The sequence below is a fragment of the Saccharopolyspora aridisoli genome, from assembly GCF_004348445.1.
GTDB lineage: Bacteria > Actinomycetota > Actinomycetes > Mycobacteriales > Pseudonocardiaceae > Saccharopolyspora > Saccharopolyspora aridisoli.
The window spans coordinates 46,719-69,730 of record NZ_SMKV01000022.1 but is presented as its reverse complement, the minus strand read 5'-3'; the positions used below and the strand labels follow the sequence as shown (position 1 = coordinate 69,730).

General features: G+C 70.0%; 20 protein-coding genes and 1 pseudogene. 10 read left to right on the top strand and 11 right to left on the bottom strand.

The genetic code is table 11. The annotated features are described in order from the left end of the window. Positions 1-86: 86 nt before the first annotated feature. Entirely contained in the window at positions 87-848 is a 762-nt protein-coding gene (locus E1161_RS17900; RefSeq protein ID WP_132624713.1) for an IclR family transcriptional regulator, read from the bottom strand. Between the two features lie 149 nt (positions 849-997). Here E1161_RS17900 and E1161_RS17895 point away from each other — a divergent pair, with 149 nt between their 5' ends. The 4 genes from E1161_RS17895 (at position 998) to E1161_RS17885 (ending at position 4,866) form a co-directional block, all read left to right on the top strand. After that, entirely contained in the window at positions 998-1,924 is a 927-nt protein-coding gene (locus tag E1161_RS17895; RefSeq protein WP_132624711.1) for a U32 family peptidase, read from the top strand. Between the two features lie 17 nt (positions 1,925-1,941). Next, complete coding sequence (locus E1161_RS17890) at positions 1,942-3,390, top strand: MFS transporter (RefSeq protein ID WP_132624709.1); 1,449 nt, start codon at positions 1,942-1,944, stop codon at positions 3,388-3,390. A gap of 132 nt (positions 3,391-3,522) precedes the next feature. After that, positions 3,523-3,687 carry a hypothetical protein gene (locus E1161_RS27275; RefSeq protein ID WP_165939847.1) on the top strand — a complete coding sequence of 55 codons (165 nt, stop codon included), beginning with the start codon at positions 3,523-3,525 and terminating at the stop codon, positions 3,685-3,687. Between the two features lie 210 nt (positions 3,688-3,897). After that, positions 3,898-4,866 (top strand): pseudouridine synthase, encoded by a 969-nt coding sequence (locus E1161_RS17885; RefSeq protein ID WP_132624707.1) that lies wholly within the window; start codon positions 3,898-3,900, stop codon positions 4,864-4,866. 111 nt (positions 4,867-4,977) lie between these two features. On the opposite strand, the gene E1161_RS17880 is transcribed toward E1161_RS17885, so the two are convergent. The 3 genes from E1161_RS17880 to E1161_RS17870 all read right to left on the bottom strand — a co-directional run bounded on the left by E1161_RS17880 (position 4,978) and on the right by E1161_RS17870 (position 8,311). After that, a complete protein-coding gene (locus E1161_RS17880) occupies positions 4,978-6,027 on the bottom strand; it encodes a cyclase family protein (RefSeq protein ID WP_235875117.1) in 1,050 nt (349 codons plus the stop codon). Then, complete coding sequence (locus E1161_RS17875) at positions 5,978-7,318, bottom strand: MFS transporter (RefSeq protein WP_132624703.1); 1,341 nt, start codon at positions 7,316-7,318, stop codon at positions 5,978-5,980. Before E1161_RS17875 ends, E1161_RS17880 begins: the two co-directional genes overlap by 50 nt. Positions 7,319-7,417: 99 nt before the next feature. After that, positions 7,418-8,311 carry a LysR family transcriptional regulator gene (locus tag E1161_RS17870; RefSeq protein WP_132624783.1) on the bottom strand — a complete coding sequence of 298 codons (894 nt, stop codon included), beginning with the start codon at positions 8,309-8,311 and terminating at the stop codon, positions 7,418-7,420. An 83-nt stretch (positions 8,312-8,394) separates the two neighbouring features. On the opposite strand from E1161_RS17870, the gene E1161_RS17865 reads away from it, so the two are divergent. The 4 genes from E1161_RS17865 to E1161_RS17850 are packed head-to-tail and all read left to right on the top strand — an operon-like array spanning position 8,395 to position 13,352. Continuing rightward, positions 8,395-9,369 carry a CoA transferase subunit A gene (locus tag E1161_RS17865; RefSeq protein WP_235875116.1) on the top strand — a complete coding sequence of 325 codons (975 nt, stop codon included), beginning with the start codon at positions 8,395-8,397 and terminating at the stop codon, positions 9,367-9,369. 8 nt (positions 9,370-9,377) lie between these two features. Then, on the top strand, positions 9,378-10,136 hold the full coding sequence (locus E1161_RS17860) for a CoA-transferase subunit beta (RefSeq protein ID WP_132624701.1): 759 nt from the start codon (positions 9,378-9,380) through the stop codon (positions 10,134-10,136). A 56-nt stretch (positions 10,137-10,192) separates the two neighbouring features. Continuing rightward, positions 10,193-11,017 (top strand): hypothetical protein, encoded by an 825-nt coding sequence (locus E1161_RS17855; protein WP_132624699.1) that lies wholly within the window; start codon positions 10,193-10,195, stop codon positions 11,015-11,017. A gap of 58 nt (positions 11,018-11,075) precedes the next feature. Next, positions 11,076-13,352, top strand: coding sequence for a molybdopterin-dependent oxidoreductase (locus E1161_RS17850; protein WP_132624697.1), 2,277 nt, complete (start codon positions 11,076-11,078; stop codon positions 13,350-13,352). On the opposite strand, the gene E1161_RS17845 is transcribed toward E1161_RS17850, so the two are convergent. The 4 genes from E1161_RS17845 to E1161_RS17835 all read right to left on the bottom strand — a co-directional run bounded on the left by E1161_RS17845 (position 13,292) and on the right by E1161_RS17835 (position 18,894). After that, the gene (locus E1161_RS17845) at positions 13,292-14,278 is read right to left on the bottom strand and encodes an AEC family transporter (protein WP_235875115.1); all 987 of its coding nucleotides are present in this window, start codon (positions 14,276-14,278) and stop codon (positions 13,292-13,294) included. The two genes, E1161_RS17850 and E1161_RS17845, sit on opposite strands and share 61 nt — an antisense overlap. 186 nt (positions 14,279-14,464) lie before the next feature. Continuing rightward, complete coding sequence (locus E1161_RS17840) at positions 14,465-17,620, bottom strand: arabinosyltransferase domain-containing protein (RefSeq protein ID WP_132624695.1); 3,156 nt, start codon at positions 17,618-17,620, stop codon at positions 14,465-14,467. 185 nt (positions 17,621-17,805) lie between these two features. Next, entirely contained in the window at positions 17,806-17,931 is a 126-nt protein-coding gene (locus E1161_RS28415) for a hypothetical protein (protein ID WP_268951405.1), read from the bottom strand. Positions 17,932-18,339: 408 nt separating this feature from the next. After that, positions 18,340-18,894 carry a hypothetical protein gene (locus tag E1161_RS17835; RefSeq protein ID WP_132624693.1) on the bottom strand — a complete coding sequence of 185 codons (555 nt, stop codon included), beginning with the start codon at positions 18,892-18,894 and terminating at the stop codon, positions 18,340-18,342. Between the two features lie 106 nt (positions 18,895-19,000). Between E1161_RS17835 and E1161_RS17830 the strand changes: the two genes are divergently transcribed. Continuing rightward, entirely contained in the window at positions 19,001-19,558 is a 558-nt protein-coding gene (locus E1161_RS17830) for an FABP family protein (protein WP_132624691.1), read from the top strand. A gap of 145 nt (positions 19,559-19,703) precedes the next feature. Here the strand turns inward: E1161_RS17830 and E1161_RS17825 are convergent, their stop codons facing one another. Further along, positions 19,704-19,907: a cold-shock protein gene (locus E1161_RS17825; protein ID WP_125088080.1), complete on the bottom strand. Its 204-nt coding sequence runs from the start codon at positions 19,905-19,907 to the stop codon at positions 19,704-19,706. Positions 19,908-20,256: 349 nt separating this feature from the next. Here E1161_RS17825 and E1161_RS17820 point away from each other — a divergent pair, with 349 nt between their 5' ends. After that, positions 20,257-21,369, top strand: coding sequence for an LLM class flavin-dependent oxidoreductase (locus E1161_RS17820; RefSeq protein WP_132624689.1), 1,113 nt, complete (start codon positions 20,257-20,259; stop codon positions 21,367-21,369). A 71-nt stretch (positions 21,370-21,440) separates the two neighbouring features. On the opposite strand, the gene E1161_RS17815 is transcribed toward E1161_RS17820, so the two are convergent. Further along, the gene (locus E1161_RS17815; RefSeq protein WP_235875114.1) at positions 21,441-22,061 is read right to left on the bottom strand and encodes an L-threonylcarbamoyladenylate synthase; all 621 of its coding nucleotides are present in this window, start codon (positions 22,059-22,061) and stop codon (positions 21,441-21,443) included. A 207-nt stretch (positions 22,062-22,268) separates the two neighbouring features. Next, a pseudogene (locus E1161_RS28715) lies at positions 22,269-22,496 on the bottom strand (zinc ribbon domain-containing protein); the annotation flags it as partial. Positions 22,497-23,012 lie beyond the last annotated feature (516 nt).

The following is a 23,012-nucleotide window of genomic DNA, read 5'->3' as shown; positions in this document are numbered from 1 at the left end:
GGCGAAGGCGCTCCTCCAGGCTCGCAGGAGCCGAGGTGGGCCTCCCGCGAGCAGGAGGCCCACCTCGTCGTGGTTCACGTGGTCCTTCAGGCGGTGTGGCCGAGCCTTTCGGACAACGCGGTCGCACCGTCCCGGACGAGGTCGCGCAGTGCGGCCTCGGTCTCGTCGTTCCAGCGCAGGATCGGGACCGAGATGCTCATGGCCGCGACGACCTCACCGCTGGTGTCGCGCACCGGAGCGGCGACGCACGCCACCGAATCGTTGGACTCGCAGTACTCGCGGGCCACGCCGTCCTCGGCGATCTCGTCGAGTTCCCTGCGCAGCGTCTTGCGGTTGGTGATGCTGTGCTCGGTCATCGCGTCGAGCTTGTGGCCGCTGTAGATCTCGTCCACCTCGGCGCGCGGCAACGAGGCCAACAGCGTCTTGCCCAGCGCCGTGCAGTGCGCCGGGAGCCTGCGCCCGACGGCCGAGACCATCCGGACCGGGTGGCTGCTGTCGACCTTGGAGACGTAGAGCACGTCGGCGCCCTCGCGCACGCCCACGTGCACGGTCTCCTGGCAACGCTCGGCGATCTCCTCCGCGACCAGCTGCCCCTCCCGGGCCAGGTCCAGCCGCTCGGCGTAGGCCGACCCCAGCTGGAAGCTGCGCACGCCCAGCCGGTACTTGTTGGTGGCGCGCCCGGTGGGCATCAGGTAGCCCCGCTCGTTGAGCGTGCCGACCAGCTCGTGCACCGTGGTGCGCGGCAGCCCGAGCTGCGCGGTGATCTCCGGGGCGCTGAGTTCGTCGGCCTCCAGGAACAGTTCGAGGACGTCGAACGCCCGTTCCACGGCCGGTACCGCTCGTGCCAACGCTGGCACTCCTTCCGCTTCGAGGCCAACCCCGAGTTGACCGGTATTTCGAACATCGTACCTGATATCGACGGCGTATTGACCTCCGCTTCATTCCGACCATACGATTCTACGAACGTTGTTCGGAATATCGAACGGAGACTTCACAGGTGCGCCAGACACGTGACTTCCTGCGATCCCTGGGTCTGCCCACCGACGACACCGCGGCCACCAGCGGGAAGAGATTTCCCGACGGCGCCCAGTACCGGGTGGAGATCCCCAGCACCGAAGGCCCCGAGGTGCTCGACGCGGTGCTCGCCGAGGCCGACGCCCGCGGCGTGCTGGTGCACCGGATCTCCCAAGGCAGCGGCGGCATGCTGCTCACCGACGACGAACTCGCCGCCATGGCCTCCGCCGCCGCCGAGCGGTCGGTCGAGCTGAGCCTGTTCGCCCGGCCGCTTGCCGGGTGGGGCACCAGCGCGATGGCGGTGTCCTCCGGCGGGGCGCCGGTGGCCGCGCAGGCGCGCGGCACCGAGCAGCTGGTGCACGTGCTGGAGGACATCCGCCGCACGGCCGAATTCGGCATCCGCAGCGTGCTCGTCACCGACCTGGGCGTGCTCAAGGTCGCCTCCGCGATGCGCGAAGCAGGCGACCTGCCCACCGACCTGCAGTTCAAGATCAGCGTCCAGATGGGCCTGGCGAACCCGGCTTCGGTGCGCATCGCCGAGGACATGGGCGCCGACACCTACAACGTGCCCACCGATCTCAGCCTCGGTCAGCTGGCGGCGATCCGGGCAGCCACGGACCTGCCGCTGGACATCTACGTCGAAGCGCCGGACGACATGGGCGGGTTCGTCCGGCACTTCGAGATCGCCGAGATCGTGCGCGTCGCGGCCCCGGTCTACGTCAAGTTCGGGCTGCGCAACGCGCCGAACATCTACCCCAGCGGCAGCCACCTCACCTCCACCGCCGTCGCACTGGGCCGCGAGCGGGTGCGTCGTGCGCAGTTGGGCCTGGGACTGCTCGCGCGCTACTCCGCCGACGCGATCACCTCGGCGCTGCCCGCCGAGGGCCTGGCCGTGCCCGTGTCCGGGTAGCGGCCTATCGTCGGCGCGTGTCCACCGCCGTCGCTCTTCGTTCCGGTTCCGGCCGCTGGATCTTGCTGGCCACCATCCTCGGTTCGGGGGTGGCGTTCCTGGACGGTTCCGTGGTCAACGTGGCACTGCCGGCCATCGGCCGCGACGTCGGCGGCGGACTGCGCGTCCTGCAGTGGGTGCTGGACGCCTACCTGCTCACGTTGAGCGCGCTGCTGCTGCTCGGCGGCGCGCTGGGCGATCGCTACGGCCGCCGCCGCGTGTTCACGATCGGGCTGGTGGTGTTCACCCTCGCCTCGCTGGGCTGCGGGCTGGCACCCACGGGCGAGGCGCTGATCATCGCGCGGCTGGCGCAGGGCGTCGGCGGGGCCCTGCTGGTCCCCGGCAGCCTGGCTCTGATCAACGCCTCCATCGACCCTGACGACCGCGGCGAGGCCGTCGGCCGCTGGGCCGGGCTGACCGGCGTGTCCTCGGCGATCGGGCCTTTCGTGGGCGGGTGGCTCGTGGACGCCGCGTCGTGGCGGTGGGTGTTCTTCATCAACGTGCCGATCGCCGCCGCCGCGCTGCTCGCGCTGCGCCACGTTCCCGAGACGCGGGACCCGAACGCCACCGGACACCTGGACATCGGTGGCGCGGTGGCGGTCACGGTCGGGCTCACGGGAACGATCTTCGCGCTGATCGAGGTCCCGACCGCCGGGTGGGACACCGCGTCCACCACAGCTGCGGTGGTCGGAGCCACCGCGCTCGTGGTGTTCCCGTGGCTGGAAGCGCGCCACCCGAGTCCGCTGCTGCCCCTGTCGTTGCTGCGGTCCTCGCAATTCACGGGCGCGAACCTCGTGACGCTGACGGTCTACGCGGCGCTCAGCGGCGCGCTCTTCCTGCTGTCGTTGCAGCTGCAGCAGACGATGGGTTACTCGGCCTTGGAGACGGGCATCGCCACGCTGCCGATCACGATCATCATGCTGCTGCTGTCAGGTCGGGTGGGTGCGCTCGCGCAGCGCACGGGTCCGCGCGTGCTGATGACGGTCGGTCCGTTCGCCTGCGCTGCCGGGTTGTGGCTGCTGACCGGCGCCGAGGCCGGTGCGACCTACTTCGGCGGCGTGCTGCCGGGCGTGCTGGTGTTCGGATTGGGCCTGTCGATCACGGTCGCTCCGCTGACCGCGGCCGTGCTGGGCTCGGTCGGGCCGGAGCGGGGCGGCGTCGCATCGGGGGTCAACAACGCGGTGTCGCGCCTGGCCGGACTGCTGGCGGTGGCGGTGCTGCCGGTCGTCGCCGGGCTGGCAGGCACCGGTGACGGCGCACCTCTGGGACCTGGGTTCGCGACCGCGCTGCACATCTCGGCCGTGATGTGCGCCGCAGGCGGGGTGATCGCGGCGTTGACCATCGGCCGCGGGGACCGGGTGGAGACTCCTCCGCTACCCGGTCTCAACCACGCGTGCCAGGACCCGGCCTGCGAGTGCCGCGACTGATTCGAACTCCTCGTGTCGTGTTCACGTCGCCGAATCTACGGACGCCCCGATGCGGACCGTAAGGTACAAAGTCACCGATTCAGCGGCTGGTTCTCACTGCACCGCGCAGCGCGGATGTGGTGAGATCGACCGATGAGACGAGGTCGACGCGGCCATCCGTGCGAGGTCCCCACCCAGATCGGGTTGTACCGGTGCCCGGAGTGCGGCCAGCAGTGGGAGATCCACGGCATCGAGGGCAACCCGCAGATCCGCAAGGTCAGCCGCGTCGGCTGGTTCCTCGCCAAGCTCCTGGGATGAGGTGCGGCTCCGAGGAGGTCCGGGGATGACGACGTACGCGGTCTGCCGGGCCTCGTCCGGGTGAGGACTCAGCCGGGCTCGTGGTCGGCACCCCGCAGCTGACGTCTTCCCTGCACTGGCACGCCAGGGCAGTTGCGCGCACAGACCGAGGTGGGCGGATGCACTCCGCTGCACGACGGACCTGTGACCTCTGGTTATGCTGGCCGGACCATGCGCCGCAAGCTCCGCTCACCGCTGCCCCAGCGCGACGGCCTGGACCCGGTCCGGCTGCACCTGCCCACCGACGGGCGGTGGGCGACCGTCCGGGACTTCCTCGTCGAGCGGATCCCCAAGCTGGCGGAGGACCGCATCGACGAGATGCTGCGGGCGGGCCGGTTCGTCACCCAGGACGGTCCGCTGGCGCACGAGTCCCCGTACCGGCCGGGCAGTTTCGTGTGGTTCCACCGCGACGTCACACCGGAGACGCCGGTGCCGTTCGAGCTGGAGGTCCTGCACCGGGACGAGGAGATCCTGGTCGTGGACAAGCCGCACTTCCTGGCCACCACGCCGCGCGGCGGGCACATCACCGAAACCGCGCTCATCCGCCTGCGCAGGCAGCTGGACCTGCCGGACCTCTCCCCCGCGCACCGCCTGGACCGCGCCACGGCCGGTCTGGTGCTGTTCGTGGTCGACCCGGCGCTGCGCGGCGCGTACCAGGCACTCTTCCAGGACCGGCGGGTCGGCAAGACCTACGAGGCCATCGCCGGCTACGACCCGGAACTGGCGCTTCCCCGCACGGTCCGCAGCCGGATCACCAAGCACCGAGGTGTGCTGGCAGCCGTCGAGGAACCGGGCGCCCCGAACGCCGAAACCCGCGTCGAACTCCTCGAACGCCGCGGCGACCTGGCTCGCTACCGCCTGCTCCCCCGCACCGGCCGCACCCACCAGCTCCGGGTCCACCTCAACTCCCTGGGCCTACCGATCGTCGGCGACGACCTCTACCCCGAGGTCCGCGAGAAGTCCCCGGACGACTTCACCAACCCCCTCCAACTCCTGGCCCGGTCGCTCGAGTTCACCGACCCCACAACGGGCGAACACCGCCACTTCCACTCCCACCGGCAACTCCACTGGCCCGAAACCCGACCAACCACCGAAGACCCTCCGCACCCCACCCCTCGCGAGGGGACTTCGGGTTCCTGATTGCGGCGGTGTTCAGGGGCGACGTTTTCGTGGGTTGAAGCGCCCGATCAAAGGCGACCCCGCCCGCCCGTCGCGTCCCGCACCGGGTTCCGATTGCGGCAACGATCCTGGTCAGAGGGTGGCGATGGGGGTCGTGGGGGAGCCGACCGCTCCAGGGAGGTTGAGGGGTGGGGCCGTGAGGAGGAAGCGTGAGCGGGCGAGGCGGTGGAGGTCATCTGCGAGAGGTGTGAGGTGCCAGAGCTCTCCGAGGTGCACGCCGAGCTTGAACAGGCAGTGGTGGTGCAGCGGCAGCTCGGGCGCCGGAGGGTCGGCCGGGCGTGACGGCAGGTTCTCCACGGCGTAGTTGTCAGCGATCAGCGCGCTCAGCCCGGTGTCGGTGATCCACTGCTGGAGGCGCTCGTCGCGCCCGTCCAGGGCCGCGCACGCGCCGTGCAGGACGTCCGGGTCCGGGTCGCCGCCCATCTCGACGAGCCGCTGCGCGAAACCCGTGTGCAGGCAGACCAGGTCTCCCTCCTCGACCTCGACCCCGTCGGCGGCCATGATCTCGGCGAGGGTGTCGTAGCCGACGATCGTGCGTTCCTCGCCGAGGTGCCTGCGCAGGTCGATGAGCACGCCACGGCCCTGCGCCCCGGTGCGCGCGAGGTTGTCGATGCCCAGCGCGCCGCCGGTGGAGGTGGTGCGCTCGTGCAGGCCGCCGAACCCGGAGTCGTGCACTTCGGACGGCCCGACGACGTCCGCACCGGCCCGGAACCCGTTGTAGAACACCGGTTCCGGGACCCCGTCGCCGTCGGCGTCGAACAGCGCTCCGGCGTGGGCGAAGGAGTCCCACTGCGTCGAGTACTGCAGGTGGAGCACGGCGAGGTCGTCGCAGAGCACGTCGGTGGCGCCGTCGACCCTGCTGCGCAGTTCGTAGTTGAAGTTGATCTCGCCGAAGCGCCGGGTGGGGCGCAGGACCGGTGGGAACCGGTTGGGGTTCAACCCGTTCCCACCCGGCAGGGTCAGCGGGAGGCTCAGCGCGTGCGTGATGCCCTCGCGCACCTCGGCCACCGCCGCGCGGACCCGCTGCGGAGTCAGCAGGTTCATCCGCCCCGAGGTGTCGTCAGGCCCGAAGTCACCCCAGTTGGACCCTTCCGGCCGCCGGATCCAGCGTGCTCTGGTCACCTTCGCCTCCCGGGTCGTCGCGTTCGTCATGACTGGGCCGGCGCAGCAGCAACAGCATGCAGCCGAGCGTGAGCAGCACTTGGAACAGCGCGTAGGCGATGACAAGGTTGATCGAGCCCGACGCGCTCAGCAGGAACTGGCCCACGACCGGGGTGGTTCCGCCGAGCAGCGTGCCGCAGAGCTGGTAGCACAGCGAAAGCCCGGTGTAGCGCACCTCGGCCGGGAAGCGGCCGGCGAGGATGCCGGCCATCGCCGCGTAGTACAGGCAGTGCGGCACGGTGGCCACCGCGACGCCGACCATGGCCAGCCAGTAGTTCTCGGTGCCGATGAGCACGAACATCAGCGGCAGCAGCACGACCTCCGGGAGCAGCATGAACGTCACCGCGCGCGACAGGCTGCGCATCTTGGTGGCGATCACGGCTCCGAAGGGCTGCACGAGGATTTGTGCGATGTTGGCGGTCAGGATGATCGTCAGGAAGTCGGTCTTGGCGAACCCGAGGTCGCTGGTGGCCCACGCGAGCGCGAACGTCGACTTGAAGTAGGTGGCCGACAGGCCGATGGTGCAGGCGCCGATGCCCAGTGCCAGCAGTCCCGGGTGCGAGCGGACGACCTCCCACACCGGCAGCTTCGCGGTCTTCTCGGCCTGGATGAGCCGTTCCATCGCCGGGGATTCGGTGACGCGGAGCCGGATGAACAGGCCCACCACGACCAGTGCGGCCGAGGCCAGGAACGGGATGCGCCAGCCCCAGCTGAGCATGTCGGGCTCGGGCAGCTCGCTGATCAGCAGGAAGCAGACGGTGCTGAGCGTGTTGCCGACCGGCGAGCCCTGCTGGGCGAAGGCGCCGTAGAGGATGGACTTCCCCCTGGGGGCGTGCTCGGAGGCGATGAGCACCGAGCCGCCCCACTCGCCGCCGAGTCCGATGCCCTGCACCATCCGGATGCACACCAGCAGGATCGGCGCCCACACCCCGATCTCGGCGTAGCCGGGCAGCAGTCCGATGGCGGTGGTCGCGATGCCCATCATCAGCAGCGTGATGACCAGGGTCTTCTTGCGACCCAACCGGTCTCCGACGTGGCCGAAGATGACGCCGCCGATCGGGCGGGCGAGGAAGCCGACCCAGAACGTCGCGAAGGCGACCAGCGTGCCCAGGGCACCGTCGAGTTCGGGGAAGAAGACCTCGTCGAAGACCAGCGCGGAGGCGGTGCCGTAGATGTAGAAGTCGAACCATTCGATGGTGGAGCCGACGAAGGCCCCGAACCCGGCACGGTTCGCCGTGCGCGCGCTGCTCATGCGTTCCCCTTCGAACCCGGTGTGATCTCAGCAACCGTGGCAGGCCGAACGCGGGGGCGTCCAATACGAAATCGACGCCGCGTTGAGACGCCGCTCAGATCAATCGGGGGTGGGCAGGGCGGTTTCGGCGATGCCGAGGACGGTGTGCAGCGCGGCGTTGGTGTTGTCCTCGCGCCAGGCCAGCGCCGCCCGCAAGCGGGTCGGTTGGCCCGCGAGCTGGCGGTAGACCAGGCCGGTCTGCTGGATGTGCTGGCAGGAGGTCAGCGTCAGCGTGACTCCGACACCGGCCGCCACCAGGGCGAGGATCGTGTAGGAGTCGGGCGCCTCCTGCACCACGCGCGGCGTGAATCCGCCCGCCACGCACGCCTTGACCAGCGCGTCGCGCAGCGTGGACCCGGCGTTGGAGGGGAAGCTGACGAAGGGCTCCTCGGCGAGTTCAGCGATCGGCACGCGGTCCAGCTCGGCCAGCCGGTGGTCGGTGGGCAGGGCGCAGATGAGCTCTTCGACCTCGATGACGCGGGTGTTCACGCCGGGCTGGTTGACCGGCATCCGGACGAATCCGAGGTCCAGCGTTCCGTCGGCGACCTTGGCCAGGGCGACGTCGGCGTAGGTCTGCCCGCGCATCACCAGTTCCAGGCCCGGGTGGGCGGCGCGCACCGCACGGGTGAGCACCGGCAGCGCCTCGTGGCTGGAGGCTCCGGCGAACCCGACGGTGACCCGCCCGCGTTCGCCTCGCCCGGCGGCCCGGGCCGCGCCGACGGCCATGTCGACGTCGTCGAGGACGGTGCGCGCGGGTTCGAGGAAGGACTCCCCCGCGTTGGTCAGCCGCACCGACCGCGTGTTGCGCTCGAACAGCCGCACGCCGAGTTCCTTCTCCAGCTGCCTGATCTGCTGGCTCAGCGGCGGCTGGGCCATCTGCAGGCGCTTGGCGGCGCGGCCGAAGTGAAGCTCCTCGGCGACCGCCACGAAGGCGGTCAGGTAGCGCAGCTCCACACCCATCCCCGATCTAGTCGACTCTGCTCTGGATCTGACACTAATTCGGTATTGGACCTGTCTCAATCTGGGGTGGCAGGCTGATGCGCAGGCGCACCGCGAAATCCCTGGGGGCATCGATGTCGCAGGTCAGCAAGTCGGACAAGACCACGTCGATGCGGGACGCCATCGCCGAGTTCGTCACCGACGGCGCCACGGTGTCGCTGGAGGGCTTCACGCACCTGATCCCGACCGCGGCCGGGCACGAGATCATCCGGCAGGGCCGCCGAGACCTGACCATCGCGCGGATGACCGCCGACGTGGTCACCGATCAGCTCATCGCGGGTGACTGCGTGAGCAGGCTGATCTCCTCGTTCGTCGGCAACTCCACGGCCGGTTCGCTCGGTGAGCTGCGACGGCGGGTTGAGGCGGGCGCGCTGGAGTACGAGGAGTACAGCCACTACGGCATGATCTGCCGCTACCTGGCCGGTGCGCAGCGGCTGCCGTTCTACCCGTTGCGCTCCTACGCCGGCAGCGATGTCCCCGGCATCAACCCGGGCATCCGCAAGGTCACCTCTCCCTACCCGGGTCCCGACGGCGGCGAGGAGCAGATCTACGTGGTGCCGCCCCTGAACCCGGACGTGACGATCGTGCAGGCGCAGCGCGCGGACCGGTCCGGCAACACCCAGGTATGGGGTTTGACGGGCGTCCAGGCCGAGGCCGTCTACGCCGGGCGCAAGGCGATCGTGGTGGTCGAGGAGGTGGTGTCCGACGAGGTCGTCCGCTCGGACCCGAACCGCACGGTGATCCCCGCCCACGCGGTGGACGCGGTGGTGGAGTGCCCGCGCGGCGCGCACCCGGCGTTCGTGCAGGGCTACTACGACCGCGACGGCGAGTTCTACCGCGAGTGGTCGCGGATCAGCGGTGATCCGGACCGGTTGCGGACGTGGCTGGACGAGTGGGTGTTCGGCACGGTCGACCACTCCGAGTACGTCGCCAAGCTCGGCGGGCAGCGCTGGGCGGACTTGGCCGTGGGCGAGGCGTGGAGCGAGCCGGTCAACTACGGCCGCAGGATTTGAGGAGGATCATGTCCATCACGTCGTCGGAGCTGCTGGCTTCGGTCGCTTCACGCGAACTCGCCGGTGCGAACACGGTTTTCGCCGGGATCGGCCTGCCGACGCTGGCGGTGTCGCTGGCGCAGCGGACGGTGGCGCCGGACGTGGAGATCGTCTACGAGTCCGGTGTCTGCGGCGCGCATCCGGACCAGTTGCCGGAGACGATCGCCGACGCGGTGCTGATCACAGGTTCGGAAGCCGTGCTGCCGATGACCGCGCTGTTCGGCTACGTGCTGCAGGGTGGGCGGATCGACATCGGCTTCCTCGGAGCCGCGCAGATCGACCGCTTCGGCAACCTCAACTCCTCGGTGATCGGCGACTGGCACTCCCCCGCGGTCCGGCTGCCCGGGTCGGGCGGCGCCATGGAGGTCATGGCCAACTCCGGCGAGGTCTTCGTGGTGATGCGGCGCCACCACCCCCGCTCGTTCACCGCCGAACTCGACTTCTGCACCTCCCCGGGCCCGGAGCGCGCCCTGGCCGACGGGATACGCCCGCGCGGCAAGGGTGTCACCCGGGTCATCACCGACCTCGGGATCCTCGCGCGCGACGGGGCCGGCGAAGAGCTCCGCCTCGTGGCCACCCACCCGAGCGTCACCGCCGAGCAGGTCCGCGAGGCCACCGGCTGGGACCTCCAGGTCGCCGACGACCTCAGCACCATCACCCCGCCCACCGAGGCCGAACTCCACACGCTCAGGCACGAGGTGGACCCGGCCCGCGTCTACCTCCGCTGAGGATTCCGACATGTTTGGATGACCGGGGCACCTCGAAGGCGACGAGGAGGTTTCGGATGTTGGAGGAGTTCCTGCGGGAGTGGCGGCCGGAGGCCGTGGTCGAGCACGACCCGATGGGTCCGGAGCAGTCGCGGGCGCTGGCCAACGTGCTGGAGGTACCGGCCCCGGTCGACCAGCTGCCTCCGCTGTGGCACTGGGTGCACTTCCTGGCCTGGCCACCGCACTCCGAGCTGGGACCTGACGGGCATCCGCTCAACGGCGACTTCCTGCCGCCGGTGCCCGATCGTCGCCGGATGTTCGCGGGCGGGCGGATGACGATCGACGAGCCCCTGCGCTTGGGCACACCCGCCGAGCGGACCACCGAGCTCGGCGGTGTCACGGTCAAGCGAGGACGTTCCGGCGAGATGGCGTTCGTGACCGAGCGCCGCGAGTTCCGCCAGGACGGACGGCTGCGGATCGCCGAGGAGGTCGACTACGTCTACCGCAGCGGTGAGACGGACGCCAAGAGCCCGGACCGGTTGCGGCCCACCGACTTCCCGTCCTCCGACGCGCCGTGGCAGCGGCGGTTCGTCGGTGAGCCGACGCGGTTGTTCCGGTTCAGCGCGCTGACGGCCAACACCCACCGCATCCACTACGACGAGCCCTACTGCCGCGAGGTCGAGGCATATCCGGGGCTGGTGGTGCACGGACCGCTGCTGGTTCTGCTCATGACCGAGCTCGCCCGCGAGCACGGGGCCCTCGGCTCGGTGTCCTACCGGCTGCGCCGCCCGGTGTTCTCCGGTGATCCGGTGCTGGTCTGCGGCGACGAGGATGGGGCGATGTCGGTGCGCTCAGATCAGGTCTCGGCGGAGGCGTCGGTGACGTTCTCCGAGCGCCGGTAGCATCGGGGCCGACCACGAGTTCGCAGGTCGGAACACCTCCGGCCGCGGGAGGAGCCGGATGCCGACCGAGCGCTGGGTGCCGACGACCGCGCATTGGGGCGCCTACCAGGCGGCGGTCGACGCCGACGGCGGTGTCCGGGTCCGCCCGCACCCCGACGATCCGGCCCCTTCGCCGCTGCTGGGCAACGTGCCCGGCAGCGCGCTGCACGACACGCGCGTCATGCGCCCGGCGATCCGACGGGGCTGGCTCATCGGTGGGCCGGGTCCCTCCTCGCAGCGCGGCCGGGACGAGTTCGTCGAGGTCGAGTGGGCCACCGCGCTGGACCTGGTCGCCGCGCAGCTGGACCGGGTGCGGGTCGAGTCCGGCAACGAGGCGATCTTCGGCGGTTCCTACGGCTGGGGCAGCGCCGGACGGTTCCACCACGCCCAGTCCCAGCTGCACCGTTTCCTCAACACCATCGGCGGCTACACGTCCTCGCGGAACAACTACAGCTTCGGGACCTCGCAGGTCCTGCTGCCGCACGTGGTCGGCAGCTCGGCCGCGGTGCTCGGCTACGCCGACAGCTGGGCGACGGTGCGCGAGCACACCGACCTGATCGTGGCCTTCGGCGGGCTGCCGACGAAGAACCTGTCGGTCTCCCCCGGCGGGGTCACCCGGCACACCAGCGCCGCCGCAGCGGCCGACCCCGGGGTCGAGGTGGCCTCGATCAGCCCGCTGACCGCAGACGTTCCCGCAGGTGGGCGCTGGTATTCGATCGAGCCAGGCACCGACGTGGCGATGCAGCTCGCCCTGGCGCAGGTCCTGCTCACCGAAGACCTGCACGACACCGACTTCCTCTCCCGCTGCTGCACCGGGTTCGACGTCTTCGCCGACTACCTGCGGGGCGAGACCGACGGAGTGCCGAAGACGCCGGAGTGGGCGGCCCCGATCTGCGGGATCGCGGCCGACGACATCCGCGAGCTGGCCCGCCGGATGGCCTCGGGACGGACGCTGGTGACGGTCACCTGGTCGTTGCAGCGCGCCCGAGGCGGCGAGCAACCCGTGTGGGCGGGGATCGCGCTCGCGGCGATGCTGGGTCAGATCGGCTTGCCCGGCGGTGGTTTCGGTCACGGCTACGGTTCGATGGCCGACGTCGGCGACGAGGGCCCGGTGCTGTGGCTGCCGACGCTGCCGCAGGGCCCCAACCCCGTCGGCGCGTTCATCCCGGTCGCGCGCATCGCCGACATGCTGCTCAACCCGGGAGCGCAGTACGACTACAACGGCCAGCAGCTGACCTACCCCGACATCAGGCTGGTGCACTGGGCGGGAGGCAACCCGTTCCACCACCACCAAGACCTCAACCGGCTGCGCCGCGCGTTCGCCCGGCCCGAAACGGTGGTGGTGCACGAGACGCACTGGACCGCCACCGCCAGGCACGCCGACGTCGTGTTCCCGGCGACCACGACGCTGGAACGCGAAGACCTCGGAGCCGGGCGCCGCGACACGCACCTCACCGCGATGCACCGGGTCCTGGACCCGGTCGGCGATGCGCGCGACGACTACAGCATCCTGAGCGGGCTCGCCGAACGGCTCGGGGTGCGGCAGCGCTTCACCGAGGGACGCAGCGCCCGGGGCTGGCTGGAGCACCTCTACGACGAGTGGCGGGACCAGCTGCGCGCCCAGGGCCACGAACTGCCGGACTTCGACACCTTCTGGGCCGACGGTGAGCTGCGGCTTCCCGCGATGCCCGAGAACCCGCCGCTGGTGCGGTTCCGCGAGGATCCCGTCGGGGACCCGCTGCACACGCCCAGCGGACTCATCGAGCTGCACTCGGCGAAGGTCGAGTCGTTCGGCTACGACGACTGCCCGGGCCACCCCGTCTGGCTGCCGGAGGAGCGTCGCGGTCCGCTGCACCTGATCGCCAACCAGCCACCGACCCGGTTGCACGGGCAGGGCGACGTCGGCGCGGTCAGCCGCGAGTCCAAGGTCGCCGGCCGGGAACCGATCACGCTGCACCCCGACGACGCCGCCGCGCGCGGCATCAGCGAGGGCTCGGTGGTGCGGGTGTTCAACGATCGGGGTTCGTGCCTGGCCGGTGCCCGGATCAGCGAGCGGGTGCGTCCCGGTGTCGCGGTGCTGCCCACCGGCGCGTGGTTCGATCCGCAGCCCGATCCGCAGCACCCGGGCCAGGAGCTGTGCGCGCACGGCAACCCCAACGTCCTCACCGAGGACGTCCCCGCTTCACGCCTCTCGCAGGGGTGCGCGGGCCAGCGCACCCACGTCGACGTCGAGCCCTACACCGGCCCGCTCCCCGAGGTCGCCGCCCACACCCCTCCGCAGGTGCACCGGGCCTGAGGGCGGTTCAGCCCAGCAGGGCCGTGACCGTGACGAGAACGGGGACCGACAGGATCGTGGAGAGCAGGATCGACTCCCGGGCCAGCCGGACCCCGACAGCAGCGGGAGGCGTAGACGAACAGGTTCTGCGCGGCGGGCAGCGCGGAGATGACCACCGCGGCGAACAGCGGGGCGCCCTCCATGCCGAACAGCCCCGCGCCGATCGCCCAGGCGATGACCGGGTGCGCGAACGACTTCAACCCGACCGAGACCAGCACCGGCCACCGCTCGGCCCCACCTGCCGGGAGTTGCGAGCCGCGCAGCGACACGCCGAATGCGAGCAGCACGGTGGGCACCGAGAGGTGCCCGAGCAGCGTCAGCGGTTCGGAGACCGGCCCGGGGATCCGCCAGCCCAGCAGGGACAGCGAGACGCCCAGCAGCGAACAGATCACGATGGGGTTCTTGAACGGCGCCAGCAGCCGTGACCACGCCGAGGCCTTCTCCCCGGCCTGCGCGAAGTCGATGACGCTCAGCCCGATCGGCGTCATCACCAGCAGCTGGAACAGCATGACCGGAGCGACGAGGGTCGCATCGCCGAGGACGTAAACCGCGACGGGGATGCCCAGGTTGCCCGCGTTGACGTAGCTGGAGCACAGCGCGCCGATGGTGGTGCGCCGTATGTTCCACCGCCGCCACAGCGCCACCAGCACGAACAGCGCCGCCGCCGCGAAGGTGCTCAGCGCGGTGACCAGCAGCGGAGCGGAGAACAGGACCCGCACGTCGGACTCGGAGAGCATCTGCAGCAGCAGCGCCGGGGTGCCGACGTAGAACGAGATCTTCGCGAGCACGTCGCGCCCGTTGTCGCCGAGCACCTCGGTTCGCCCCAGCACGTAACCGACCAGAACGATGGCGCCGATGACGCCGAAGCCCTGGATCACACCCGACACGACGCCTCCACCCCCGGCGCGCGGTCCACTGTGGAGGCGCGCACTAAGCCATTGCGGTCCCTCAACGAGGTTTTCGGCGCTCACCGCGGCGTCATCGCCCGGGCGCCCACCCGTTAGCGATCCTAATCGATCACATCTGGCGGGGCGGTGCCCCAATGGCCACTCTCACACCGCGACGTGCTCGGGTCAGCTCTCGTTGCCGGTGATCGCCGGTTCCACCGGACGCAGGTCGGTCCGGCCGTCGGAGGTGGGCACCCGGCCTGGGAGCTCAACGGCGTCGGTGAGCGGACCCGGGCTCCAGTCGCCCCAGTGCGTCTCGCGCCGCACCTGCATCGCCGCCTCGGCACCGACGGTGTCCGAGTTGTACGGGTCGACCACGTAGATCGCTCCCCAGTCCCGGTTCGGCGATCCCCGCAGGTAGGCGGGCAGCTGCCGGACGCTTGCGCCGACGTTGAGCCAACCGAACGGGCCGCCGCCGGCCGGGGCCGACCAGGTCTGCCCCATGTCGCGCATGATGCCGCCGCCCGCGATGCGGAAGCGCGGCATCTCGAACACGCCGTTGCGGATCTTCGCCGGTTGCAGGCACGGGTGCACCAGCGCCGCGGGCCACTCCACGAACGTCGGCTGGCTGCCGATCAGGTTCGTCATGGTGCTCAGCACCGGCACCCGAGGTGCGCTGAAGGCCAGCCACCCGCCCTCGTCGTCGCGCTGGTCGGCCGCCACGATCCGGACCTTTTCAGCTCCGGGGGCGTCGAACCGCACGTCCTGCCAGGCAACGCTGTTGAGCGAGAAGTCGCGGTGCCCGCTGATTTCGAAGCCGCCGGGAAGTTCGCGGCCCCACTCCACGCGCAGCGAGTTCCCGCTGGTCGACGAGCCGGCGAGCTGCATCACCACCGGCGTGGTGCCCTCGGTCGCCTTCGGCGGCAGGTCGTACCAGGGCGTGCGGATCTCGCCGGTGCCGGTCGCGTCCGAGTCGAAGGTCCCCCAGACCGGCGCGTCGTCACCGCCGTAGCCGAACGGCGGGGTGAACTGCGCGCTGCCGGGATAGCCGAAGCGGTGGAAGCCCTGCTGCTCCGCGCGCAGGTAGTCGGCGGGCTGCGCGGGGTCGCTGGACACGCGCGGCTGGCTGGCCGACGGGGTGAGCACCCCGCGGCGCGGGTCGGCTTCGACGTTGATGTAGTCCGACAGCCCGCAGCTGTTCCCGGCGATCTGCTTGACGTTGTCCGGACCCAGGCTGTAGCTGCCGCGCTGCTTCTCGACGCCGACTGCGAAGAGCCCGACCTCGCCGACCAAGCACAGCGCGCAGGTGATCGTCAGCGGCGCGGCACCCAAGCTCAGCACGCGCTGGCGCGCGGTCGGGGTCACCACCGGCGGCTCGCGGTGGCGCACGTGCTCGACGAAGGCGACGACCAGGGCGAGGAACCCGACGACCAGGAACGCGGTGCTGGCGTGCCGACCGTCCAGGCTGGGTGCCTTGTCGAACCACGGAACGCCCCAGCCGGAGACGTACCACCAGGAGTTGGTGCCGGTCACCGAGTAGGCGCACACCACCATCAACCCCGCGAAGAACCCGGCCCGGTTGCGACGGGAGCGCAGGACGGCGGCGCTGGTGGCCAGCGCGGTCAGCGCCGCCAGCACCGCTCCGATGGCGGCGAAAACGCCGAAGTGGTGGGTGTGCTTGGTCGGGGTGGCGGCCAGCACCACGAAGCACAGCACCGCGATGCCCAGCATCCGCCTGCTCGGCCCCACAGCGGCTCCCCGGATCTTGCCTCGGCGCAGGAACACCACACCGCTGGCCGCGATGCACAGCATCAGCAGCAGGACCGGGAAGCGGCGGGTCAGCGAGCCGTCCGGCCACTTGTCGAACAACTTCTCGTAGCGGCCGAGCTCCTCGTACCAGGAGTCGTTGGGACCGAACTCCGTTTTGAGCTCCACGGAGTCCAGCACCGACTGCAGCGTCTGGTCGAAGAACACCCCGACCAGGATCACCAGACCGGCCGCGGCGATCGGTGCCAGCACCGGCAGCGCGCCGACCTCTCGAATGCGCCGCCACAGCAGCCGGAGCAGCGGTTTGGCCGCGGCGAGGAACGGCAGCAACGCGACCATGCCGTGCGGGTTCGCGCCCAACCCCAGGGCCGCGGCCAGCAGTCCCAGCGCCGCCGGGGTCAGCCGCTCGGTGGCCACCGCGCGTTCCACGGCGCACACCGAGAGCAGGAAGAACACCACCACGACCGGTTCGGGCCGCAGGCCGTTGTTGTAGGGCAGCCAGAACGCGAGGAAGACCGCAGCGGCGGCCCATCCAGCCGATCCGCTGCGCCGGACCTGCCGGCCGAGCCGCGGCAGCACACCACGGCTGAGCAGCAGCCAGCTGACGACGCCGAGGAACAGCGCGGGCAGTCGCACCCACGGAGTGGCCGCGGAGATGTGCACCCACAGGGCGTAGATCTCGTAGAACCAGCCGAAGGGCGATTCCGGGTTCCCGAACCAGCGGAAGTAGTTGGTGACGTAACCGGCGTCCGGGGCGGCGCGCAGCATCGTCAGGATGTAGCCGTCGTCGGCGGTCATGGCGCCGACGAGCCACCAGACCGCGAGCGCCGCGAACACCACGACGTCGCGCGCTCCCAGCCGCCACCAGCCCACCGGCAGCCGCCGCACGGGTGCGCGGATCTCCAGCTCGCGCAGCGCGAGCAGGGAGCCGATGAAGCACAGCACGGCCAGCACCATGGCCGTGGTCTTCATTGCCGTCGGAGTCGTGGCGAAGCGGGTGTCGACCCCGGCTCGGAAGTCCAGCCCGCGCACGTCGTCGCGCTGGTCGTCCAGCTGCGAGTAGATCCCGGTGAGCTGGGGCCGCTGGTCGCCGCCCGCGGAACCCAGCGGCACGCCCGCGACGTCGGCCCGGGTCTGCCCCGCGTCGGAGTTGACGGTGATCGCGCAGTCCCCGGCCGGCAGGGCTGCCGAGCCGATCTGGTGGCCGCGCGAGAAGAAGCTGAGCTGGCCGTTGTCGATCTGCAGGTGCATGCCGGTCAGGCCGCCGTAGGTGCCCGATGGCGCGTTCGTGGCCAGCAGTTCGCCGGCTCCGTTGGTGCGGTCGTCGAGGCTGCGGGCCGACGCGCAGGGCACGGTGGCGTTGAGCCAGAGCGGTTCGTGGGTGAGCAGCGGAGCCGAGACCGAACGGGTGCCTTCGGCCGTGGGCCACTTCAGTGTGGTGACCTCGTGGTTCACCGGGAGCAGCGGTACCGCGACCGCCAGCAGTGCTGACAGCAGACCGAGTACCGCGGCCACGATGCGCGCGCCTCGCCGCGCCGGGTCGCGACGCGTGAACCGCGTCGAACGCTGACTCACGCGCTCGCCACCTAACCTCGCAGGACTGCTCCTCGCAGAGCTTAAACGGTGACGGCGGTCGCCTTACCCCTGGCGGGTGAAGAACAGGGAGCCTGCGTGGTCAGGCGAGCATCGAGGGCGCATCCTCGTCACCCGGCTCCCGCCGAGGACCGACGAGCGGACCGGCCACCGGAACGAGCGGTGGATCAGGCCGCGAGGGCCGGTTCCACGTCGCCGGTCACCGGGTTGCGCCGGGCGTCGAACAAGTATCCGACCCAGAACCCGATGACTCCGGCACCGAGGACAGCCAACGTTCCGACAGCACGCACCATGGGAGGTTTCCTCTTCTCGGCGGCGCCTGATCCACTGGACCCGACTACCTGCTTCTCATGGGGAAATGCTCAACCCGTCGGGTGGCAGCGCCGTTGCACGAACGATAACCGGCAGTTAAACGACCAACCACGCCACCCCTCGCAAGCATTCGATCACGGTCGGTCATCTCGTCGACCCGCGAACGAAGTAGTCGGTGCCCGATGGGGCGTGCGGCGAAGGACCTCGGTGAGCTGCCCGCATGCGCGAGATCCGGTCTCGGGACCAGACCGCCACCCGGCCGAAGCCGTGCCTCTCATGCGGACATTTCGCAACCGGTTGAGTGATGTCACCCTCTCGGGAAAGCATCGCGAAAAGCGCTCGGAATTGACCTTCCGCTCAGAACCGGAAATGCGCGATGCAACGGCCGGTCACATGGTGAACTGCGCCAATCCGCGTTCGTCACGAGCCACTTCGGGCCACGGTTTGCGGGCTTCGGCGAGGATCTTCGCGACCACGTCGGTGATCTCGCCGGCGGACTCGGCCATCGCGATCACGTCGTCGGCGTGCGCGGCGGGATCGAGCCCCGCGCGGCGCAGCAGCGGGCCGACGTCGCGCAGGGCGCGCGACATCCAGGCGATGGGGTCGGCGGACAGCTCGGCGTCGAAGACGCGCTCGCCGGGTTCACCGTCGGACATCTCCGGGTGCCAGTGCATCCGGTCGGCCGCGTGCGGCCGCGATTCCAGCAGGTCGAAGCGGCAGATGCCACGACTGAGCCACGCCGCCCTGGAGGAGTAGATCGAGCCGGCCTCGGCGGACTCCGACAGGCCGCGCAGTTCGAGGCGAACACCCCGTTCGCGCACGTCGGGTTCATCGGCGAGCGCCGGGTCGGCGAAGTCGACGCCTTCCACGGTCACCGCGAGCTTCTCGAAGCAGTAGATCCGGTACACACCCGAAGACAAGCACAACGCCGCCCGTGACGACAAGGACGATCACCTACCACGAGCGACGTCACCACTGCGGATCTCCCGGATGCGGATCACCCGACGTGTCGGTGCGAACACCGCTCGGACCGGCTCCTAGGCTGCCGGGGTGAGCACTCCCGACGACTTCACCCGCTTGCCGATCCCCACCGACACCACCGAGCCGGGCAGCGGACCGCCGCTGCACGACGCGTGCGCACCGCTGCGGGAGCTGGTCGGCGTGTGGCGCGGCGAGGGCGAGGTGGACTACCCGACCATCGACGGCCCGTTCCGCTTCGGCCAGCAGGTGACGATCTCCCACGACGGACGCCCCTTCCTGCGCCACCAGGCGCAGGCGTGGCTGCTCGACGCCGAGGGTCAGGTCCTGCGCCCGGCCGCCTGGGAGACCGGCTGGTGGCGCCCCGGCGCCGAGGGACGCCTGGAACTGCTCTTGACGCACGCCACCGGTCTGCTCGAAGCCTTCTACGGCAGCGCCCGACCGGGGCGCTGGACGCTGGAGACGGAGACCGTGCTGGCGACGGCCACCGCCAAGGAAGTGCGGGCCGCGCAACGCTCCTACGCGCTGCGCGGGGACGTCCTCGACTACGCCGAGAGCCGGGAGATGGTCGGCGAGCCGATGACCCCGCACGTCTCCGCGACCCTGCACCGGGTGCGCTCCCGCAGTTGAGGCCAACCGGGTCGAACCGCAAGAAGCCCCGCACTCGTTTCCGAAGTGCGGGGCTTCTTGTCTGCGGGCCGTGTGACCGGCTCTTTGAAGTGGAACGGCCTACCTCAGACGGCAGTTCGTTCCGGTATTACGTGAGACGCCGTGCTCAGATGACGCGGACGTCGGCCGCCTGCGGGCCCTTCGGGCCCTGGCTGACCTCGTAGCTCACCTTCTGGTCCTCATCGAGGCTGCGGAAGCCGCGGGCGTCGATGGCCGAGTAGTGGACGAAAACGTCCGGGCCACCGTCGTCCGGGGCGATGAAGCCGAAGCCCTTTTCCGAGTTGAACCACTTCACGGTTCCCTGTGCCATGCTTGCTCTCTCCTTCTGGGAGCCGGTACTACTTCAGACCGTCACACTGCGTGACGGCCTGGGCCGCAGATCGAACGGCGACTTGTCCAGCTACAACCAGAAAGCAGCACGCTCGCATCACCATCCTGCGAGTGTGCGCGAACACGACCCCAGAAAAATACGACCGCCACGAACACTACACGGTCCCTCGTGGACACGTCTGCCTCTATCCCCCGGCCGTGCGGTGACCGGCGTCACATTTGCCTCGGTAGCCCGAAGGCGTGCTGGAACGCTGTTACGGGAAGAAGAGGATCTTGTCCCGGCGATCCCGTTCGAGGTGAAATCCATTCACAATCGAATGAGGAGAACCATGTCCAGCACGTTGCTCACCGGCCGGGACTTCAAGCTCGGCCTCTTCTCCCCCAACTGCTCCGGCGGTCTCGCCATCACCAACGTCGCCGACAGGTGGGGTGCGAGCTGGGCCGACAACCTCCGGCTCGCCCGCCTCGCCGACGACTCCGGAATCGACTTCATCCTGCCCATCGCCCGATTCATCGGCTATCCGGGCAGATCCGGCTTCCACGAGAGCGTTCTGGAACCCATCCCCTGGGCCGCGGGCCTGCTCGCCGCCACCCGGCGGATCACCGTGTTCGCCACCGTCCACACCGCCTTCAACCACCCGGTGGTCAGCGCCAAGCAGCTCGCCACGCTCGACCACGTCGGTGGAGGCCGCGCCGGGCTCAACGTTGTCGCCGGTTGGAACCAGCCCGAATACCAGGCGATGGGCCTGGAACTGCCCGAATCCCACGACGACCGCTACGCCTTCGCCCAGGAGTGGTGGGACCACGTTCGAGCCTTGTGGACCCGCGAGGGTCGGTTCGACCTGTCCGGCAGGTTCTTCGACCTCAAGGGAGTCGGAGCCACTCCCAAACCGGTCAACGGCACCCTGCCGCTGATCAACGCGGGATCCAGCCCTCAGGGTCGCGCGTTCGCCGCGCGCAACGCCGATTTCGTCTTCACCGCGCTCAGCGACCCGGACCACGGCTCCGAAGTGGTCAGCGAGCTGCGGCGGGACGCGCGCGACCACCACGGCCGCGACGTCGGGGTGATGGCGCCGGCTTTCGTGGTCTGCCGCAAGACCCGTGCCGAAGCCGAGGAGTTCCTGCGGTACTACGCCGAGGAGAACGCCGACTGGGACGCGGTCGAGGAGCTGATGCGGCTGCAGGGCATGTACGCCCAGTCCTTCGCCAACGACATCATGGACACCCTGCGCACCCGCTTCGCCGCCGGACACGGGACCTGCCCGCTGATCGGAACCCCGCAGGAGGTCGCCGACGAGATCGAGCGCTACGCCCAGGCCGGCCTCTCGGGCATGACGCTGGCGTTCCTGGACTACGTCAGCGAACTCGAGGACTTCGTCGCCGAGGTGCTACCGCGCTTGGAGGCCAAGGGGATCCGGCTCCCGCTCGCCGCGCGGAGGTGAAAGCGGGAGCTACCCCTCCGGATTCCGCCGACCGCACCACCGAGCAGCGCGGTCCCTTGAGCGGTCCTCGATCACTCGAACCGCGATGGATCTCCCGCACCTACTCGCACCACCTCGGGCTCGTCGGAGGAGAAGTCGACGACCGTGGTGGGCTCGACACCGCAGTCACCGGAGTCGATGACCGCGTCCAGGACGTGGTCCAGCTCGTCCTTGATCTGCCAGCCTTGCGTCATCGGCTCCTCCTCCCCCGGCATCAGCAGGGTGCTCGACAGCATCGGCTCACCCAGCTCGGCCAGCAGGGCCTGGGCGGCGACGTGGTCGGGGATGCGCACGCCGACGGTCTTCTTCTTGGGGTGCAGCAGTCGGCGCGGGACTTCCTTCGTGGCGGGGAGGATGAAGGTGTAGCTGCCAGGAGTGGACGCCTTGATCGCCCGGAACACCGCGTTGTTGATGATCACGAACTGGCCGAGCTGCGCGAAGTTCTGGCACACCAGCGTGAAGTGGTGCTTGTCGTCGAGGTGGCGGATCGAGCGGATCCGGTCCATGCCGTCCTTGTTGCCCAGCTGGGCGCCGAGGGCGAAGCAGGAGTCCGTCGGGTAGGCGATCAACCCGTTGCCCCGGAGGATGTCCACCACCTGCCCGATCGAGCGCGGCTGCGGGTTGTCCGGATGAACGTCGAAGTACTTCGCCATGCGACCCAGCATAGGAGGCGCACCGCGGTTGCCAAGCGCAACCGAACCCGGCGAGTCGATCTGCGACGCCCCACGTGCGCGCACCCGCGGTTTCCTCCGGTGCTGCTCAAGCAGGGTCGGGGAGGACCAGCCCGGACCGCCCTGGTTGATGTTCCTCGCCGCCTCGACGTCTGCCGTTGTGCGCCCGCAGCGTTGGAGACCGAACTCGGCTTGTTCGAGCCGGTTCTCAGTGACGTGCCCGCACTGGGCGCACGTGCGCGAGGTGTTGCGGGCGTCCACTCGGAGCACACGGCGACCAGCGCTTCCAGCCTTGTCCGCCTCACGAGGGACTGCCACCAACCCGCGTCGAGGATCGACCCGCTCAATACGGACCCGCCGCCCCGTTGGGCAGGAAGGCCGATGCAGACCTGGTTCGGGTTGCGCCGCGGCGGTCATGCCGCTGATGTCACCTGCACACCCACTGCATGATCACAGGAGGTGGCCCACACCGAAACCCTGCCCTGCGAGACGAAAACCACCGCCACGCGTGCTGGGAACGAGCGCAAGCATGGTTCGCGGCAGCGGGCATCGGTCTCCCTGGTCGGCGGACGAGTTGGTCGCACCTTGTGCCGTGCCGCCGAAAGACCCGTCCCCATCCTCATGCCTCACCAGCCGACACCAACGTCACACCCCACACCAGCGTTCCGCGACCCACCCACCGAGGACCCAGCGGCGGTGCCTTCGGGCACCACACCACGTGCAGCACCAAGCCGTACGCGCCGACGGAAACCGCGGAACTCCTCAGCAGCGGACACGCCCTCGATGTGCGGACGACGTAGGCAGAACTGCTCAAGGAGGGGAGGCGCGGTCCAGCGCAGGTTTCGACCGAAGGTCGCAAACCGCAGCCGGTCCACCCCGCAGCCGAAGCAGCGGGGCCCTCGCCGAGAGATCTATGGACATCCCCCGTTCGCC